General features: G+C 69.6%; 17 protein-coding genes. 9 read left to right on the top strand and 8 right to left on the bottom strand.

Translation table 11 applies throughout. The features are described 5' to 3' along the window. Positions 1-162: 162 nt before the first annotated feature. From DEJ21_RS11730 to DEJ21_RS11720, 3 genes are all read right to left on the bottom strand, one after another. Entirely contained in the window at positions 163-1,074 is a 912-nt protein-coding gene (locus tag DEJ21_RS11730) for a carbohydrate ABC transporter permease (protein ID WP_027466145.1), read from the bottom strand. Position 1,075: 1 nt separating this feature from the next. Continuing rightward, positions 1,076-2,047 carry a carbohydrate ABC transporter permease gene (locus DEJ21_RS11725; protein WP_111023538.1) on the bottom strand — a complete coding sequence of 324 codons (972 nt, stop codon included), beginning with the start codon at positions 2,045-2,047 and terminating at the stop codon, positions 1,076-1,078. Between the two features lie 84 nt (positions 2,048-2,131). Next, a complete protein-coding gene (locus DEJ21_RS11720) occupies positions 2,132-3,487 on the bottom strand; it encodes an extracellular solute-binding protein (protein ID WP_111023535.1) in 1,356 nt (451 codons plus the stop codon). Positions 3,488-3,782: 295 nt separating this feature from the next. Between DEJ21_RS11720 and DEJ21_RS11715 the strand changes: the two genes are divergently transcribed. After that, positions 3,783-5,288 carry an alpha-N-arabinofuranosidase gene (locus DEJ21_RS11715; RefSeq protein WP_111224682.1) on the top strand — a complete coding sequence of 502 codons (1,506 nt, stop codon included), beginning with the start codon at positions 3,783-3,785 and terminating at the stop codon, positions 5,286-5,288. Positions 5,289-5,598: 310 nt separating this feature from the next. Here DEJ21_RS11715 and DEJ21_RS11710 read toward each other — a convergent pair whose 3' ends face one another. Next, positions 5,599-6,624, bottom strand: a complete 1,026-nt coding sequence (locus DEJ21_RS11710; RefSeq protein ID WP_035808788.1) for a LacI family DNA-binding transcriptional regulator — start codon at positions 6,622-6,624, stop codon at positions 5,599-5,601. Positions 6,625-6,819: 195 nt separating this feature from the next. On the opposite strand from DEJ21_RS11710, the gene DEJ21_RS11705 reads away from it, so the two are divergent. From DEJ21_RS11705 to DEJ21_RS11690, 4 genes are all read left to right on the top strand, one after another. Further along, complete coding sequence (locus DEJ21_RS11705; protein WP_027466150.1) at positions 6,820-7,764, top strand: carbohydrate ABC transporter permease; 945 nt, start codon at positions 6,820-6,822, stop codon at positions 7,762-7,764. Beyond that, entirely contained in the window at positions 7,761-8,732 is a 972-nt protein-coding gene (locus tag DEJ21_RS11700; protein WP_220036573.1) for a carbohydrate ABC transporter permease, read from the top strand. The genes DEJ21_RS11705 and DEJ21_RS11700 overlap by 4 nt, the downstream gene beginning before the upstream one ends. 97 nt (positions 8,733-8,829) lie before the next feature. Then, a complete protein-coding gene (locus tag DEJ21_RS11695; RefSeq protein ID WP_181242986.1) occupies positions 8,830-10,164 on the top strand; it encodes a sugar ABC transporter substrate-binding protein in 1,335 nt (444 codons plus the stop codon). Positions 10,165-10,268: 104 nt separating this feature from the next. Next, positions 10,269-12,098 carry a beta-galactosidase family protein gene (locus DEJ21_RS11690; protein WP_111224681.1) on the top strand — a complete coding sequence of 610 codons (1,830 nt, stop codon included), beginning with the start codon at positions 10,269-10,271 and terminating at the stop codon, positions 12,096-12,098. A 99-nt stretch (positions 12,099-12,197) separates the two neighbouring features. On the opposite strand, the gene DEJ21_RS11685 is transcribed toward DEJ21_RS11690, so the two are convergent. Both DEJ21_RS11685 and DEJ21_RS11680 read right to left on the bottom strand, forming a co-directional pair. After that, entirely contained in the window at positions 12,198-12,662 is a 465-nt protein-coding gene (locus DEJ21_RS11685; RefSeq protein ID WP_111224680.1) for a hypothetical protein, read from the bottom strand. After that, positions 12,659-12,958 (bottom strand): biopolymer transporter Tol, encoded by a 300-nt coding sequence (locus DEJ21_RS11680; protein WP_111224679.1) that lies wholly within the window; start codon positions 12,956-12,958, stop codon positions 12,659-12,661. Before DEJ21_RS11680 ends, DEJ21_RS11685 begins: the two co-directional genes overlap by 4 nt. A gap of 44 nt (positions 12,959-13,002) precedes the next feature. Here DEJ21_RS11680 and DEJ21_RS11675 point away from each other — a divergent pair, with 44 nt between their 5' ends. After that, positions 13,003-14,076 carry a spore photoproduct lyase family protein gene (locus tag DEJ21_RS11675; RefSeq protein ID WP_111224678.1) on the top strand — a complete coding sequence of 358 codons (1,074 nt, stop codon included), beginning with the start codon at positions 13,003-13,005 and terminating at the stop codon, positions 14,074-14,076. 15 nt (positions 14,077-14,091) lie between these two features. Here DEJ21_RS11675 and DEJ21_RS11670 read toward each other — a convergent pair whose 3' ends face one another. Then, positions 14,092-15,192 (bottom strand): SDR family oxidoreductase, encoded by a 1,101-nt coding sequence (locus tag DEJ21_RS11670; protein ID WP_111224677.1) that lies wholly within the window; start codon positions 15,190-15,192, stop codon positions 14,092-14,094. Between the two features lie 122 nt (positions 15,193-15,314). Here DEJ21_RS11670 and DEJ21_RS11665 point away from each other — a divergent pair, with 122 nt between their 5' ends. Both DEJ21_RS11665 and DEJ21_RS11660 read left to right on the top strand, forming a co-directional pair. Continuing rightward, on the top strand, positions 15,315-15,908 hold the full coding sequence (locus tag DEJ21_RS11665) for a nucleotidyltransferase domain-containing protein (RefSeq protein WP_111092967.1): 594 nt from the start codon (positions 15,315-15,317) through the stop codon (positions 15,906-15,908). A gap of 41 nt (positions 15,909-15,949) precedes the next feature. Then, positions 15,950-16,306: a hypothetical protein gene (locus tag DEJ21_RS11660; RefSeq protein WP_181435857.1), complete on the top strand. Its 357-nt coding sequence runs from the start codon at positions 15,950-15,952 to the stop codon at positions 16,304-16,306. 23 nt (positions 16,307-16,329) lie between these two features. On the opposite strand, the gene DEJ21_RS11655 is transcribed toward DEJ21_RS11660, so the two are convergent. Next, a complete protein-coding gene (locus DEJ21_RS11655) occupies positions 16,330-16,728 on the bottom strand; it encodes a DUF3253 domain-containing protein (RefSeq protein ID WP_017888385.1) in 399 nt (132 codons plus the stop codon). Between the two features lie 81 nt (positions 16,729-16,809). On the opposite strand from DEJ21_RS11655, the gene DEJ21_RS11650 reads away from it, so the two are divergent. Further along, on the top strand, positions 16,810-18,150 hold the full coding sequence (locus DEJ21_RS11650) for an alpha-amylase family protein (RefSeq protein ID WP_258375026.1): 1,341 nt from the start codon (positions 16,810-16,812) through the stop codon (positions 18,148-18,150). Positions 18,151-18,209 lie beyond the last annotated feature (59 nt).

Raw genomic sequence — 18,209 nt, 5'->3', positions numbered from 1 at the left:
CCTGGCGCACGCGATGCCTGGTCCTTTCGGGCATACCACCAAGGAACTTCCGACCGGGTACGCCCGGTTCCGCCAGCCGCGCCGCGCACGCGACGCGACCAACGGACGGACGGGAGGCCCGGTGCCAGCTGGCACCGGGCCTCCCGTCCGTGGTGGGTCGCGTCAGCCCTTGAGGCCCGAGCCCGTCACGCCCTCCACGATCTGCCGCTGGAAGATCAGGTAGAGGATGATCAGCGGCAGCGCCGCGAGGATCGCACCGGCCTGGATGTCGGCGTAGCGCTGCCCGAAGCTGCCCTGGACCGTGGCGAGCCCGACCGGGATCGTCATGAGGTCCGGGTTGGACAGCACGAACAGCGGCAGCAGCAGGTTGTTCCACACCCCGACGAAGGTCAGGATCGTCACGGCCGCGATCACGGGACGCGACAGCGGCAGGATGACCGACCAGTAGACCTTCCAGATGCCGGCACCGTCGATGCGCGCGGCCTCTTCGAGCTCCTTCGGGATGCCGTCGAAGAACTGCTTGAAGATGAACACCGCGATCACGGCGGGCACCTGCGGGAAGATCACCGACCAGTAGGTGTTGAGCAGGCCGACCGCGTTGAGCTCCTGGAAGATCGGGATGATCAGCACCTGCGTCGGGATCATGATCCCGAGGATGATGAGCAGGAACGCGATGTTGCGGCCGCGGAACACCAGCCGCGACAGCGCGAACGCCGCCATCGACGCGAACAGCACGGTGAGTGCCGCCGTGACGACGCTCGTGATGGCGCTGGCGAGGTACCAATTCCAGATGTCGCCAGCTTGGAACAGCGACGAGTACGAGTGCAGCGTCGGGTTCCAGTTCGACAGGATCGCGTTCGCGCCGAGGGCGGCGACGCCATTGTCGGACAGCGACGTCTTCAGGGCGAACACGCTCGGGATGAGCCAGATGATCGCGAAGATCGTCAGGACGATCCCCGACGCGATCGTGAAGCCGCGACCGCTGACGCCGATCTTCGCGGCGCTCGTCGGAGCGGCGGACGAGACGCCGGTGCGGAGCTTGCGGCCGGTGGTGATGCTCTCGGTGGCGGTCATGTCAGGCCCCGATCTCTCGCTTGGCGGCAGCGCGCTCGACGAGCTGCCGGATGACCGCGATCGCCACGATCACGATGAACAGGAGGACCGACGCGGCCGATGCGGCACCGAGCCGGTTGTCGGTGAAGCCGACGCCGGTGATGAGCTGCAGGGAGACCTGGGTCGAGATGCCCGGCCCGCCGTTCGTCATCAGGTAGACCTGGTCGAAGATCTTCAGGCTGGCGATGATCTGCAGCAGGACGACCAGCGTCGTCGTGCGGCCGAGCAGGGGGAGCGTGATCGACTTGATCTGCTGCCAGTTCGACGCACCATCGACGGCGGCTGCTTCGTACAGTTCGCGCGGGATCTCCTGCAGACCGGCCAGGTAGAGCACGAAGTTGAAGCCGAGGGTCCACCACACGGTGGCGATCGCGACACCGATCATGGCCGTGTTCGGGCTCGACAGCATGCCGGAGCCGGGCGTCATGCCGATCGCCGACTGCAGGCTCGCCCACAGACCGGTGCTCGGCGTGAAGATGAACACCCAGATCAGCGAGATCGTCGCCGACGGCAGGATGAACGGCAGGAAGAACGCCAGACGGAAGAACCACTGCCCGCGGTTCATCCGGTTCGTCAGCACGGCGAACACGAACGCCAGGATGACGAGCGGCGGGGTCGTGTACAGCGTGAACTGCAGCGTGTGCCAGAGCGACGACCAGAAGTCGCTGCGCCCGAGCATCTCGGCGTAGTTCGCGAACCCGGCGAAGCTGCCGAGCCCGGTGCGGACGGTCGAGGTGTTGAAGAAGCTCGTGACGATCATCCAGACCGTCGGGCCGAGCAGGAAGGCCACGTAGAACAGGCCGAACGGGGCGAGGAACAGCCAGCCGCTGCGGCCCTGGCCGCGGTTCACGCTGGAGCCGTAGGTGCGGTTCCGGCGGAGACGCGGCGCGGTGGCTGCGTCGGTCGGCCGGTCGAGGACAGGTGCTGTGGTCACGTCATCGTGCCTTTCGCGCGGTGTTCACGGCGATCGCGGGGGTCGTCTGCCCGGCGTGGTCCGGCCGGGCTGTTGCGTACCGGGTCACAGGGGGCTCGGGGTGTTGAGGTACGTCGCGAGCTGCGACTTGATGGCGCTGAGGGCTTGCGCGGGGGACGAGCTGCCCTGCTGGACGAGGGCGAGCTGGGCGCCCACCGTGCCCTCGAACGTCGAACCCGAACCGCCGTACCAGGCGGCGTCGTCGAACACGGCGGTCTCGGCTGCGGCCGCGTAGTTCGACTGCGGCGTGAGCTTCTTGTACGCGGCGCTGTCGAACGTCGGGATGTAGGCCGGCACGTGCCCGCCCTCGGCCCACGTCAGGCTCTGCTCGAGCATCTGCTTGATGAAGAGCATGTGCTGCTTGCGCTGCTCCGGCGTCCGGTCCTTCTTGGGCAGGACGAACGTGTGCGAGTCCGCCTGGGTCGCCGGCTTGTCGTAGAGCTGGGGGATCGGCGCCATGCCGAAGTTCAGGCCCTTGATCGACTGCGCGGTGCTGATCTCCCACTCGCCCTGCATGAAGAAGCCGGCCTTGCCGTCGAACATGAGCGACTGCGCGGTGGCGTAGTCGAGGGCCTTGTTCAGCCAGCCCTCCTTCACCCACTTCTGGGTGCGGCTCGTGACCTCGTTGTAGGCGTCCTCGTTGACGGTGAGCTTCGATCCGCCGTCGCTGATGAACGGGGTGGCGTCCTTCAGCTGGTTGTACATGGTCCAGAAGAAGCGCCACGGGGTGGCCGTCTCCGGCACCACGTTCGCGACGTTGAGCGCCGTGCCGCCGGTGACCTTGGCGACCGCGGCGAGGGCCTTCTCGAAGTTGTCCATGCCGTTGAGGTCGACGAGGTTGCCATCGCCGTCGATCAGGCCGGCCTTCTTGCAGACGTCGACGTTGTAGAAGAGGACGAAGGGGTGGGTGTCGAGCGGGACCGCGATGTTGTTGCCGTCGGTCTTCTGCGCCGCCCAGGCCTTCTGGTTGAAGTCGGCGGCGCTCAGGCCGACGCTCGCCAGGTCGTCGGACGTGATCGGGTCGAGCAGGTCACCGTCCCAGAGCGGCTTCGCGCGGGTCAGGTGCGCGACCGCGACGTCCGGCGGCTTGTTGCCGACGGTCGCCAGTGTCAGCTTCGAGTAGTACGGGTTGCCCCACGCGAACGTGGTGCCCTGCAGCGCGCTCGAGCCGCCGTGCTGCTTCGCGTAGCCGTCCTCCATGGCCTGCATGCGGACGCCGTCGCCACCGCCGAACAGGTTCCAGAAGACGAGGGTCTCGGGGTTGAGTGCGCTGCCGGCGAGGCCGGCGGCGAGGGGGCTCGAGCAGGCGGCGAGCGGCAGGACCGTCGCGGCCGCTGCACCGGCGGCGAGGAAGCCCCGGCGCGAGAGGCGCGACGCGGGTGTTGCGGGTGGGATCGGCATGGCATCACTCCATCGGGATGGGCCGGGCTCGGGAACAGGGTCGGTGCTCCCGCCGGAGCATCGCTGCTCCGGACCCGGAGCACTGCTGCTCCGGACACGGAGCGACCTTCCGGTGCTCCGTGAGCGCTCACATTAGCGCTCGCTCCCGGCATCCGCCACCCCTTTCGCGACGGCGTGGAACCCGGTAGCGTTTCCGTCAGGTGAGCGCTCACTTTCGTGACGGCCCGCTTCGGTTCCCGTCCGTGGCCCCACCCGCTCCCCGCACGAACCGCACTGCCACGATCGAAGGAGATCCATGCCCCGCACACACCTCGTCCTCGACGCCGCGTTCACCGTGGGGCCGGTGCGACGTCGCCTGTTCGGCGGGTTCGTCGAGCACCTCGGCCGCCACGTCTACGACGGCATCCACGAGCCCACCCACGAGACCGCCGACGAGCACGGCTTCCGCAAGGACGTCGTCGAACTCGTCAAGGAACTCGGCGTCTCCGCCATCCGCTACCCCGGTGGCAACTTCGTCTCCGGGTACAAGTGGGAGGACGGCGTCGGCCCCGTCGAGCAGCGCCCCCGCCGCCTCGACCTGGCCTGGCACTCGACCGAGACGAACGAGGTCGGACTGCACGAGTTCCAGCACTGGCTCGACCAGGTCGGCTCGGAGCTCATGCTCGCCGTGAACCTCGGCACCCGCGGCACGCAGGAAGCGATCGAGCTCCTCGAGTACGCGAACATCGACGCCGGGACCGCACTGTCCGAATACCGTCGTTCTAACGGTCGCCAGGAACCCTTCGCCATCAAGATGTGGTGCCTCGGCAACGAGATGGACGGCCCGTGGCAGCTCGGCCACAAGAACGCCGACGACTACGGCAAGCTCGCCGCCATGACCGCCAAGGCCATGCGGCAGATCCAGCCCGACCTCGAGCTCGTCGCCTGCGGTTCCTCCGGGGCGTCGATGCCGACGTTCGGCGAGTGGGAGCGCACCGTCCTCGAGCACACCTACGACGACGTCGACTACATCTCCGCGCACGCCTACTACGAGGAAGACGACGACCTGCCGTCGTTCCTCGCCTCGGGCGCCAACATGGACCACTTCATCAAGACGGTCACCACGGCCGCCGACCACGTCCAGGCGCAGAAGAAGTCCGACAAGCGCATCGACATCTCGTTCGACGAGTGGAACGTCTGGTCGATCAAGAAGTGGGAAGCGAAGGCCAAGACCTTCACGCTCGACGAGTGGCCCGTCGCCCCGCGTCTGCTCGAGGACATCTACACCGTCGCCGACGCCGTCGTCGTGGGTGGCCTGCTCATCTCGCTGCTCCGGCACGCCGACCGCGTCGCCTCGGCCTCGCTCGCCCAGCTCGTCAACGTGATCGGCCCGATCATGACCGAGCCCGGTGGCCCGGCCTGGCGCCAGACGACGTTCTTCCCGTTCTCGGTCACCTCGCGCCTGGCGCAGGGCACCTCGCTGCAGGTCAAGGCCTCGGGCGACACGGTCGACGGTGGCAAGCACGGTGAGGTCCCGGTCGTGGACTCCGCCGCCACCGTGTCCGAGGACGGCAAGGCAGCGGTCTTCCTGATCAACCGCCACCCGTCCGAGCCGACCACGGTGACGATCGACCTGGCCGGCATCGGTGCGACGGGTGACGTCCACGCCGAGGGTGTCTGGGACGACGACCTGCACGCCGTGAACGACCTGGAGAACACCTCCCGCGTGGGGCTGCGCACGAACGAGTCGGTCCGCCGCGAGGGCGACACCGTCACGATCGAGCTCCCGCCGGTCTCCTGGACCGCCGTCTCGATCGGCTGACAAGGCGCCTCGGCGCACGCCACGGCGGGCGTCGAGTGAGCACAGAGGACGTCGGGCGCTCGCGCCCGACGTCCTCTGCTCGTTGTGGGGGCGCGGCGGGCGGCGCGAGTTCACGTGCTGGGCGACAGTTCACGGGGTGACGGGCGCGTGGACTGTCGCTGGGCCCGTGACGTGGCCCGCGCGGCGGCCGGGAGGCCCGTGGCGGCCTGGCGCTGGGCCTCCCGTCCGGCGCGTGCGCGATTTCACGGGCTGGGCGACACTTCACGGGAACGCGCGCGCGTGATGTGTCGGTGAGGGCGAAACGCCCGCGTCAGCGCGCCGGCGGCGCCGCCGTGCTCGCCCGCTCGACGAGCCGCACCGGCACCAGGTCGGCCGCGACGCTGACCCGCTCGCCGTCGATCTGGGCGAGCAGGTTCGCGACCGCTCGGCGGCCGACCTCGTCGAAGGACTGGTGCACGGTGGTGAGCGGCGGCCAGAACGAGTCGGACTCGGGGGAGTCGTCGAACCCCACCACGCTGAGCGACGACGGCACCGGGCGTCCGGACTCGTGTGCGGCGCGCAGGACACCGAGGGCGGTCTGGTCGTTCGCGGCGAACACCGCGGTGATCTCCGGGCGTGCGGCGATCTCGAGCCCGGCCTCGTAGCCGTGCTCGGTCGTCCAGCCGCCGCGGAACACCGGTGGGACCGGTCGACCGGCGCGCGTCAGGGTGTCCTGCCACGCGGCGAGGCGACGGGCTGCTGAGTACGACGACTCCGGACCGGCGACGTGCCAGACGGTCTCGTGCCCGAGGTCGAGCAGGTGCTGCGTGGCCTGTCGGGCGCCGTCGGCCTGGTCGGTGTCGATCGCGGGGTGGTCGGTGCTGCCCGTGGAGTCGATGATGACCATCGGCACGCCGTCGGGCAGCACGACCTCGGCGGTGTCGATGATGTGCGACTCGATGATGATCACGACGCCGTCGACGGCCTGTTCGTGCAGGCGCGAGAACGCGGAACGGACGCCCGCTTCGGTGCGCGAGGCCATGGGCAGCAGGGTGATCGTGAAGTCGGCGACCCCCGCGGCGTCGGCGATCGCCTCGAGCGTGCGCATGTTGCCGAAGGACGCGAGCGTGAACATGATCACGCCGATCGTGCGGAAGCGGCCGGAGCGCAGGGCACGGGCGGCACGGTTGGGCCGGTAGCCGAGGGACTCCATCGCGCGCTGGACGCGGTCGCGGGTCTCCGGGCTGACGTTGTCGAAGCCCCGGGCGACGCGCGAGACCGTCTGCATCGACACTCCGGCAGCGTCGGCCACGGCAGCCATCGAGGGGGCGCGGCGGGTGCCGGCGGGGGACTCCATCGTCACGCTGGCGCTCCTTCCGGATCGAGGGGCCGAGCGGTCGGCCTCCCCGGACGCTAGCGCATGTTGACGTTGCCATGCTATCGTCGCGTCGTTCGATGTTGACGTCAACATCGGTGACCGCCCGGACACCCTGATCCGGCCGGGCCGAGCCGCCGACATCGACCACCCGAACGCAGCAGACGAAGGAGTCACATGAGCACGCTCGCAGCGCGCCCCGGTGAGGCAGCACCGCGCCCCACCGCCGAGCGCCCGGCCGGCCGCCGCCCCAAGCCGCGGGGACGGTTCACCGGATGGCTGTTCGTCGGCCCGTTCGTCGTCGTCCTGGTCCTGATGCTCATCGTGCCGATCGGCTACGCGCTCTGGCTCAGCCTGTTCCGCGACCAGCTCATCGGCGGCAACCAGTTCGTCTGGTTCGCCAACTACGTGCAGCTCTTCCAGGACGCCAAGTTCTGGTCCGGGTTCGGCCGGGTCGCGATCTTCCTGGTCGTCCAGGTGCCGATCATGCTCGGGCTCGCGCTCGTCGCCGCCCTCGCTCTGGACAGCGCCCGACTGTGGGGGACGAGCTTCTTCCGCATCGCGGTGTTCCTGCCCTACGCCGTCCCCGGGGTCGTCGCAGCCCTGATCTGGGGCTTCATCTACGGCAACCAGTTCGGTCTGACGGGCGCCGCGAACGACGCGCTCGGCATCGACCTGCTGCAGCCGTTCAGCCCGAGCTGGGTCCTGACGTCGATCGGCAACGTGGTCACGTGGGAGTTCCTGGGCTACAACATGCTGATCTTCTACGCCGCACTCCGCACCGTCCCCGGTGAGCTGTACGAGGCGGCCGAGCTCGACGGTGCCGGCCCGATGCGCACGGTCTTCTCGATCAAGCTCCCGGCGCTGCGCGGCCCGATGGTCATCGCCACGATCTTCTCGATCATCGGCAGCTTCCAGCTCTTCAACGAGCCGAACCTGCTCAAGACGCTCGCCCCGAACGTCATCGGCAGCGCCTTCACCCCGAACATGTACGCCTACTCGCTGTCCTTCAGCGGTCAGCAGTTCAACTACTCCGCCACGGTCGCGATCGTGATGGGCGTGATCACCGCGGTGATCGCCTACGTCGTCCAGGTCCGCGGCACCCGCGAGGAGAACCGATGAGCACCATCCAGCACCCCGCCGGGCCCGCAGCGGCCACGGTGACCGAGGCGACCACGACGCAACGTGCGCCGCGCACCCGCTCGATCCGCGCCTCCAGGCGGCTCCGCTCCGCGGAAGGCGGACGCAAGCCGAAGCGTTCCGGCCTGCTGACCGCGGTCATGGTGGTCTTCGTCGTGTACTCGTTCGCGCCGCTGTTCTACCTGCTCGTGAACAGCACGAAGACGCAGGCGTCGCTGCTCTCCACGTTCGGTCTGTGGTTCGGCGGGGACTTCAACCTCTGGCAGAACATCGTCGACACGGTGACGTACAACGACGGCATCTTCCTGCAGTGGTTCGGCAACACGCTGCTCTACGTGGTCGTCGGCGCCGGCGGGGCCACCCTGCTCGCCACCGTCGCGGGCTACGGCATGGCGAAGTTCCAGTTCCCCGGTCGCCGCGCGGTCTTCGCCGTCGTCCTCGGGGCCATCGCGGTCCCCGGTACGGCCCTGGCGGTCCCGACGTTCCTGCTGTTCTCGCAGGTCGGCCTGACCAACACCCCGTGGGCGATCATCCTGCCCTCGCTGATCAGCCCGTTCGGCATGTACCTGATCTGGACCTACGCGGTCGACGCGATCCCGGCCGAACTGCTCGAGGCCGCCCGCATGGACGGCGCCGGTGAGTTCCGGATCTTCTTCACCATCGCGCTCCGCCTGCTCGCGCCCGGTGTCGTCACCGTCCTGCTGTTCGCGGTCGTCGCCACCTGGAACAACTACTTCCTGCCGCTCATCATGCTGAGCGACCCGAAGTGGTACCCGCTGACGGTCGGCCTGAACCAGTGGAACGCGCAGGCCACCGGGTCGGGCGCGCAGCCGATCTACAACCTCGTCGTCACGGGATCGCTCCTCACGATCATCCCGATCGTGGTCGCGTTCCTCTTCCTCCAGCGCTTCTGGCAGTCCGGCCTCGCGGCCGGGTCGGTCAAGGCCTGACCCCTCGGACACCAGGCGCACGGCGACCCCGCCACGCGCCGCCCGGTCCGGCACACAGCAGCACCACCCCCTCCACGAAGAAGTGAAAGGCACTCCCATGAACAAGCGTCTCCGGCGCGGGCTCAGCGCCCTCGCCATCGGCGTCACCGCCGCGATCGCCCTCGCCGCGTGCGCCTCCGGCGGCTCCGGCTCCGGCGGATCGGCCGACGACATCGACAAGGCCCTGCAGGACGGTGGCACCCTGACCTACTGGTCGTGGACCCCGTCGGCGAAGGCCCAGGTCGCCGCATTCGAGAAGCAGTACCCCAAGGTGAAGGTCAAGCTCGTCAACGCCGGCACCGGTGCCGACCAGTACACGAAGCTGCAGAACACGATCAAGGCCGGCTCGGGCGCCCCCGACGTCGCCCAGGTCGAGTACTACGCCCTGCCGCAGTTCGCCCTGTCCGAGTCGCTGCTCGACCTGTCGAGCTACGGGTTCGACTCGCTCGAGAAGGACTTCGCGAAGAGCACCTGGAGCTCGGTGTCGATCGACGGCAAGGTCTACGGCCTGCCGCAGGACTCCGGCCCCATGGCGCTGTTCTACAACAAGAAGGTCTTCGACAAGCACGACATCGCCGTGCCGAAGACGTGGGACGAGTACGTCACCGCGGCCAAGAAGCTGCACGAGGCGGACCCGAAGGCCTACATCGCGGCGGACTCCGGCGACGCCGGCTTCACCACGAGCATGATCGCGCAGGCCGGTGGCACCCCCTTCACCACCGACGGTGACAAGGTGACCATCAACCTGCAGGACGAGGGCACCAAGAAGTGGACGAGCACCTGGAACGAGCTCGTCGAGCAGGGCCTGCTGTCGAAGACGGTCGGCTGGACCGACGACTGGTACAAGCAGCTCGGCAACGGTGAGATCGCCACGATGATCACCGGCGCCTGGATGCCCGGCAACCTGGAGTCCGGCGTCGCCCAGGCCTCGGGCGACTGGCGCGTCGCCCCGATGCCGACCTACGACGGTGGCACCGCCCAGACCGCGAACAACGGCGGCAGCGCCCAGGTCGTCATGAAGCAGTCGAAGAACCCGGCCCTCGCCGCGGGCTTCCTCAAGTGGCTGAACTCCTCGAAGGAGTCCACGAAGGTCTTCATGGAGTCCGGCGGCTTCCCGTCGACCACCGCTGACCTCGACTCGTCGGCGTTCCTCGACGAGAAGCCGGAGTACTTCGGCGGCCAGCAGATCAACAAGGTGCTCGTCGACGCGTCGAAGTCCTCGGACAACGACTTCACCTACCTGCCGTACCAGGTGTACGCGAACAGCGTCTACGCCGACACCGTCGGCCAGGCGTACGAGAACGGCACCTCGCTCGACGCCGGCCTCGAGGCCTGGCAGAAGGCCCTCGCCAAGTACGGCAAGGACCAGGGCTTCACGGTCTCGTCGAAGTAGTTCGACAGCATCCCCGCGGGGCCGTGCGGACACGTCCGCACGGCCCCGCTCCACGCCCGGCCGGGCTCCACGCCCGGCCCGGCCGGCAACGAGAGAATGACACCATGCGCTTCGCCATCGGCGACACCGACTTCCTGCTCGACGGCGAGCCGCACCGGGTCCTGTCCGGCGCGATCCACTACTTCCGCGTGCACCCCGACCTGTGGGCGGACCGGATCCGCAAGGCGAAGCTGATGGGCCTCAACACCATCGAGACCTACGTCGCCTGGAACGCGCACGCGCCGTCGCCCGGGGTGTTCGACCTGTCGGGTGGCCTGGACCTCGGCCGCTTCCTCGACCTCGTCGCCGCCGAGGGCATGCACGCCATCGTCCGCCCCGGCCCCTACATCTGTGCCGAGTGGACGAACGGCGGCCTGCCGTACTGGTTGTTCGCCGACGGCTCCGTGGGCGTCCGGCGCAACGAGCCCGGGTTCCTCGCAGCGGTCGAGACGTACCTGCAGCAGCTGGCCCCCGTGCTGGTCCCGCGGCAGATCGACCAGGGCGGGCCCATCGTCCTGGTGCAGGTCGAGAACGAGTACGGCGCCTACGGCTCCGACCCCGAGTACCTGCGCGCACTCGAGCAGATGCACCGCGACATCGGGCTGACCGTCCCCTTCACGAGCGTCGACCAGCCGATGGGCACGATGCTCGAGGACGGCTCCCTGCCCTCGCTGCACAAGACCGGTTCGTTCGGCTCACGCTCCGCCGCCCGCCTCGAGCGCCTGCGGCAGGCACAGCCCACCGGGCCCCTGATGTGCTCGGAGTTCTGGGACGGCTGGTTCGACAGCTGGGGCGAGCACCACCACACCACGCCGGCGTCCGCCAGCGCGGAGGACCTGGACGTCCTGCTCGCCGCCGGCGGCTCGGTGAACATCTACATGTTCCACGGCGGCACGAACTTCGGCTTCACGAACGGCGCGAACGACAAGGGCGTCTACCGCCCGATCGCGACGTCGTACGACTACGACGCCCCGCTCGACGAGGCCGGTCGGCCGACGGAGAAGTTCCACGCCTTCCGCGCGGTCATCGCGCGCTACGCGCCCGTCCCGCCGCTGCCCGCAGCGATGGAGCCGGGTGGATCGGGTCGCCTCGGTCCCGTGGTCGCGTCCGGCGACGGCCTGGAGGCCCGGATCACCCCCGCCACGGACCTCGCCGTCCGTCTGGACCGCGTCGCGTCGCTCCGTTCCCTGCTGCCCACGCTCACGACGTGGTCCGCGCACGACGAGCCGCCGACCTTCGACGCCCTCGGAGCCGCGAGCGGCTTCGTCGCCTACCGCGCCGAGGTCGACCTGCCCGCCGGAGGGGTGCTGACCGTCGGCACCGAGGTGCGAGACCGAGCGATCGTGTCGGCCGACGGCGTCGTCGTCGGGGTCCTGGAGCGTGAGCACCACGACCGTGCCATCACCCTGCCGCCGGTGACCGGCACGCTCGAGCTCCTCGTCGAGGACCAGGGCCGCGTCGACTACGGCGTCCGCATCGGCGAGCCGAAGGGCCTGATCGGGGGCGTCTCGATCGACGGCGTCCCGGTGGCCCGGTGGACGGCGTCGCCGCTCGCCCTCGACCCCATCGCACAGGCCGCCGTGACCGCGCTGTCCGAGGTCGCTCCGACCGGCGGCGACGTGCTCGCCGGGCCGACGTTCGCAGCTGGCTCGTTCGACCTGGACACCGTGGACGACCGGTACCTGTCGCTCGACGGGTTCCGGAAGGGTGTCGCCTGGGTCAACGGGTTCTGCCTCGGTCGGTACTGGTCGCGAGGCCCGCAGCAGACCCTGGCGATCCCGGGGCCGGTGCTCCGCCACGGTCGCAACGAGCTCGTCGTGCTCGAGCTGCACGCCGCCGCGTCCCGCACCGCGTGCCTGCTCGTCGAGCCTGATCTGGGTCACACCGAGGCCTAGTCGGGCGGCCTGGTCGAACCGGGCGTCCCTGGTCGAATCGGGCGTACCTGGTCGAAAGTTTCGACCAGGGACGCCCGATTCTGCTTTCCATCGCGAGCGTCATGGGACGTTTCGGACCTCGCGAGCCGCCGCCCACGCTCGAACTTCGAGGAGTGCCTCGCGTCGCCACCGCCAGAGCGGAGCGAACTTCGTGCCGTCGTCCTCCTGTGCCCGGGTCAGCAGCCAGATCTGCCGTCGGTGTTCGGCCCCGTGATCGTCGCGCCACTCGACGAACGCGTCGTCGAGCACCGCGGTGATCCCCGCACGCGGTGCGGTCCACGACACGAAGAAGCCGGAGTACCGGAGGGTGTCGTCGCACAGGTGCACGGCGACGCGTCGGAGCCTGGCCGTGGCCCAGGTCCCGCCGGCGATGAAGGCGACACCGAGGATGAAGACGAACACCCGCGCCGATGCTCCCGGTACGAAGGCCGCGCCCGCGAGTGCGACTCCGGTCCCGATCATCACCGGGCCGAACACGATGCGGTTCAGGATGCGATCCAGGCGCGGTGGACGGATCGTCGTCACGGCAGAGCGTCCAGGTCGGCGAGGGCGCGCTCGGCATCGGCGATCCGGTCGGCCTCGGGGCGGGACCACCACTCGGGGCCGCGTTCGCCCAGGCCGTGCTTGGCCAGGCCGTTCCGGTGTCGCGCCGCCGCCAGGGCCTCGTCGTCGCCCGCGCGCTTCGCGGTCTTCACGGCGTTGCGCCCGCGCCCCAGGTGGGAGCGGAGTGCGGCGGCGAGCTCCTCGGGCAGGGCGGGGTCGGTGCGGCGCCAGCGTCGGCCGTCCACGACGAAGAAGTGGTCGTCGGGTTCGGCGGTCATGGTCCGAGTCTGCACCGTCGGTGGTGCCGGGTAGACAGGAGCCGATGAGCCACGAACGCGTCCGCCCGATGCTCGACGTCCGACGCATCTACGCCGAGCCGGCCGCGCTCGAACTCCAGCGCGGGCAGGAGGTCGTCGGGCGCTGGCCTGACGCCGAGATCGTCCCGGTCGAGTCGCACTGGAACATCCCCGAGGTGCACGGCGACGAACGGAACGTCCAGCGCTGGGTGCGGATCAAGACCGAGGCGCTCGTGCTCGGTGTGAAGAAGTCGCTGGTGACCCGGCCGAACGGTCGCTCCGCCGACTTCATCGCACCGTCCACCGCGAACGGCTGCGCGATGGCGTGCGCCTACTGCTACGTACCGCGGCGCAAGGGCTACAGCAACCCGGTGACGGTGTTCGCGAACATCGATCAGATCACCAAGCACGTGGCTCGGAACATCGCCAAGCAGGGGCCGAAGACCGAACCGAACCAGTGCGACCCGGAGTCCTGGGTCTACGACATCGGCGAGAACAGTGACTGCTCGGTCGACGCGATGATCAGCGACAACGTCCGCGACCTCTGCGACCTGTTCCGGATGACCCCGACGGCCAAGGCCTCGTTCGCCACGAAGTACGTCAACCGCGACCTGCTCGACTGGGACCCGATGGGTCGGACCCGGATCCGTTTCTCGCTGATGCCGCACGAGACCGCGAAGGTCACCGACATCCGTACGAGCCCGATCGCCGAGCGCATCGCCGCGGTGAACGACTTCGTCGACGCCGGGTACGAGGTCCACCTGAACTTCTCGCCGGTCATCCTCACGCCGACGTGGGAGTCGGACTGGGCCGAGCTGTTCCGGCAGGTCGACGACGTGCTGTCCCTGGCCGCCAAGGCGCAGCTCGCGGCCGAGGTGATCTTCCTGACCCACAACCAGCCCCTGCACGAGGTCAACCTCGGGTGGCACCCCAAGGCCGAGGACCTGCTGTGGCGTCCGGACCTGCAGGAGCAGAAGGTGTCCCAGAACGGTGCCGTGAACGTGCGCTACCGGTCCGGCATGAAGGGGCAGCTCGTCGAGCGCTTCCGCGAACTCGTGGCCGAGCACCTGCCGTCCTGCCGGATCCGGTACGCCTTCTGACCGGCCCCCGACGGATCAGGGGATGAGGCGGTCGGCCCGGTACCGGGCGAACAGGTCCGCGAAGGCCTGCTCGGTCCGGCGGAACGCCGTGAACCCGGCGTCGCGGCTCTTCCCCATGTCGGTGACGACCTCCATCGCACGACCGAGGTCGGCGTCGGTGTGCCACCACGAGGCGAGCCGGGTGATGTCTGCCTCGGCGAGACCGTGGCGCTCGGCGATGCCGGCCCACTCGGACTCGTACGGCGCCATCTGCTCCTCGAGCGGTCGCGGAGCGTCCTCGTAGCCCACGACGCGCGCGGGGTCGACACCGAGGTGCGCGGCCAGGCGCGGCCACATCCAGCGCCACCGGAAGACGTCACCGTTGACGATGTTGAACGGCTCGTCCGCACCCTCGGGTGACGTCGAGGCCCACACCATGTGCTCGGCGAGGATGCCGGCGTCGGTCATGTCGGTCAGGCCGTTCCACTGTGCCTCGCTGCCCGGGAACACGAAGTCCAGGTCGAGTTCCTTCGCCAGCGTGGCCTGCACGGCGAGTGTGAGACCCATGTTCATGGCGTTGCCGACCGCGTGCCCGATCACGGTGTGCGAGCGGTGCACGGACCAGGTGAACCCCTGGCGCTCGGCTGCGGCGAAGAGCTCGTCCTCTTGCGCGTAGTAGAAGTTCGGGGTGTCGAGGCGCGGTTCCTCCTCGTGGAAGGGGGTGTCGGGCATCTCGCCCGCGGCGTACGCCTCGAACGGGCCGAGGTAGTGCTTCAGGCCGGTGACCAGGGCGACGTGCTCGAGCGGAGCGTGCGACAGCGCCGCGAGCAGGTCGCGGACCATGCCGCCGTTGACGCGGATGTTCTCCGCCTCGGTGTCCTGCCGCTGCCAGGCGGTGAAGAAGACGTGGGTCGGGTGCTCGTCGCCGAGTGCGGCCGCCAGGCTCTCGGGGTCGCGCAGGTCGGCCGCGACGGTCCGGACGCCCTGTTCAGCGAGCGGTCGGCGGGAGAGCGCCGTCACGTCCCAGCCCAGGTCGAGCAGGTGGCGCACCAGGGCGGAACCGGTGATGCCACTGGCTCCGACGACCAGGGCTTCGCGGCGGGCAGAGGTCTGTTCGGTCGATCCGGTTGCAGTCATCCTTCGGTGCAACCGACGTTGGACGACACGTGTTCCCTCACCGCGTCCCGTCGCGCGCTGAGTGTGCACAAAAACGCACCACATGTACCGCTGATCGGTACACTTCTTGCGGAGGCATCAACATGCAACTCGTGAAACCACTCGCCACACTGCTGGGGGCCACGCAGGCCGACGCGCTCCGCGTCCTCGCCCGGACCGATTCCGGCTTGACCGGACGCCAGGTGGCGCGGGTCGCGGGCGCTGCGCAGCACACCGGCATCAAACGCGCGCTCGACAAGCTCGAGGCAGCAGGGCTCGTGCAGGTCGAGCGTGGTCTCCAGCACTCCGCCTACCGGGTCAACCGGGAACACCTGCTCTGGCCAGCGGTGGAACTCGGCCTCGAAGCAGGCGACGAACTCGAACGTCGGATCGGCGCCTACGTCGAGTCGGCGGAGGCCGGGGTCCTCTCGGTCTCGATCTTCGGGTCAGTCGCCCGGGGCACCGCGACGCCGGCGTCCGACCTGGACCTCCTCGTCGTCTTCGAGCAGACCGTCGACACCGACGTCGTCGTCCGCCTCGGTGACCTCGTCCGGCGGTGGACCGGCAACGAGTGCCAGGTGTTCGACGTGACCCGCGCTGATCTCCGTCGGTTCGTGGCCGAGGGAGACCCGCTCGTCGGGTCGTGGCGAGAAGAAGCCCGAACAGTCTTCGGCGAGGAGATCAGGACGTACATCTGATGGGCACCCGCGTGCGCGCCGTCGACAGGGCCGCAGTCGCGATGTGCCGAGACGAAGCGCAGGCCTACCTCGAGGTCGCGCTCCTCTCCGTCGAGTCCACGAGTCACGCGGACTGGAAGGCCGCCGGTGCGAACGCTGTGCTCGGCGGGATCGCGGCGTCGGACGCGATCTGCGGTGCGATCCTCGGCCACCACCACCTCGGCGACGACCACGCCGCCGCTCGTCGGCTGCTCGACACGGCCTGCGCACCGGACACCCGACCCGGCCTGCACTTCAAGCGCCTGACCGATGAGAAGACGAACTTCCAGTACTCGACGTCGCGTGTGACCCAGGAGAAGACACGGGCGCTGGTGACCGCGCTCGAACGGCTCATCCGCACGGTTCACGAGCGCACCTGAAACAGGCGCGCCGCGACCCGGGATCACCGCGGACGGCGGATGCGGATCGGGCCCTTGGCGGTCGACGGGTCGACGACGGACCCGCCCTGGGTGATCTCGACCTCGCCGCGCGCGACCATGCGCCGGGCGGCTCGACGCGCGGGCTCCATCAGCGGCCGCCAGTCGTCCGGGTCGAGTGATCGTGCAACCTCGGACGGGCAGATGCTCGAGGTCCGTGCCCGTGCCGCGAGCAGTTCGTCGATGCGCTGCTCGAGGGCCCGGTCGGTGTCGTCGAGGCCGTGTCGACGGCAGGCTCCGGAGCACCACTTCGCCTCCGGTGCCGCCGAGGACGGCATCCGTCGCCCGCACGAGGCACAGGTCCGTTCGGCGTGTGCCGACTCCGATGCCGACGCATCGGCTTCCGTCCTGATCGCCCGTCCCATGGCCCCATCCTCGTCCTGACAGGCAGGGCGGTCCACAGCGACCACGCACATGGTCCAGGTGCGCCTGGCAGCATCGGAGCGGTGAACCCCGACACCGTCCCCGCCCCTCCGTCCGAGCCGGCCTGGGTCCAGCACGTGATGTGGTGGCACGTCTACCCGCTCGGCTTCGTCGGCGCCGAGGTCCGCCCCGCGTCACCGGTGGGGGAGCGTCCGCTCGAACACCGCCTCGACCGCCTGATCGGCTGGCTCGACCACGTCGTCGACCTCGGTCTGAACGGCCTGTTGCTCGGCCCGGTGTTCGCGAGCTCGACCCACGGGTACGACACGGTCGACCACTTCCGCATCGACCCGCGCCTGGGCGACGATGCCGACTTCGACGCCCTGGTCGCCGCGGCGCACGAGCGGGGCGTGCGGGTGCTGCTGGACGGGGTGTTCAACCACGTCGGCCGTGAGCACCCGGCGTTCCGTGCGTTGTCGGACCAGGGCCCGGAGGCGCCCACCGCCGACCTGTTCGCCATCGACTGGTCCGGGTGGCAGCCGGGGCAGTCCGTGCCCGTCGGACTGTTCGAGGGCCACGACATCCTCGTCGCGCTCGACCACGACAGCCGTGCCACCGAGGACCTCGTGGTGGAGGTGATGACGCACTGGCTGGCCCGCGGCGTCGACGGTTGGCGGCTCGACGCGGCGTACGCGGTGCCGCCGGCGTTCTGGGCGCGGGTGCTGCCGCGGGTGCGGGAGCGGTTCCCGGACGCCTGGTTCAGCGGCGAGGTGATCCACGGCGACGCGGCGGCGATCGCACGCGACTCGACGATGGACTCGCTGACCCAGTACGAGCTGTGGCAGGGGATCTGGCACGGCATCGAGGACCGCAACGGCCACGAGCTCGCGCACGCCATCGAGCGGCACGACGCGCTGCTGGCCACCTTCGCCCCGACCACGTTCGTCGGCAACCACGACGTCACCCGGATCGCGAGCGCGGTGGGGGAGCGGTTCGCCGGGCACGCCGCCGCGGTGCTGTTCACGGTGGCGGGGACCCCGGTGGTCTACGCCGGCGACGAGTACGGCTGGACCGGGGTGAAGGAGGAACGTGAGGGCGGCGACGACGCGGTCCGCCCGGAGTTCCCGGCCGAGGTGCCGGAGCCGACGGACCTGACCCACGCGCACGAGGCGCTCATCGCCCTGCGCCGCCGGAACCCGTGGCTGCACCGCGCACACACCGACGTCGTGCACCTGACCAACACCGCCGTGGTGCTGCGGACCGCGACGGCGGACGCCGCCGTGGTGACCGCCCTGAACCTGTCGGACGACCCCGTCGAGGTGCCCGTGGCCGACGCGACGCAGGTCGAGGCGGGCGGGGCCGATCTCGGGGACGGGACCCTGCGCCTCCCGGCCGGGGGTTGGGCCGTCCTGTCGCGTTCGTGAGCAGAAACGGTCGGGTCCCCATCGAGGACCCGACCGTTTCTGCTCACCAAGCGAACACG

Source organism: Curtobacterium sp. MCSS17_006 (genome assembly GCF_003234215.1).
Taxonomy (GTDB): Bacteria; Actinomycetota; Actinomycetes; order Actinomycetales; family Microbacteriaceae; genus Curtobacterium; species Curtobacterium flaccumfaciens.
Note: the sequence above shows the minus strand (reverse complement) of the source record. Positions and strands in the feature narration are given on the sequence as shown.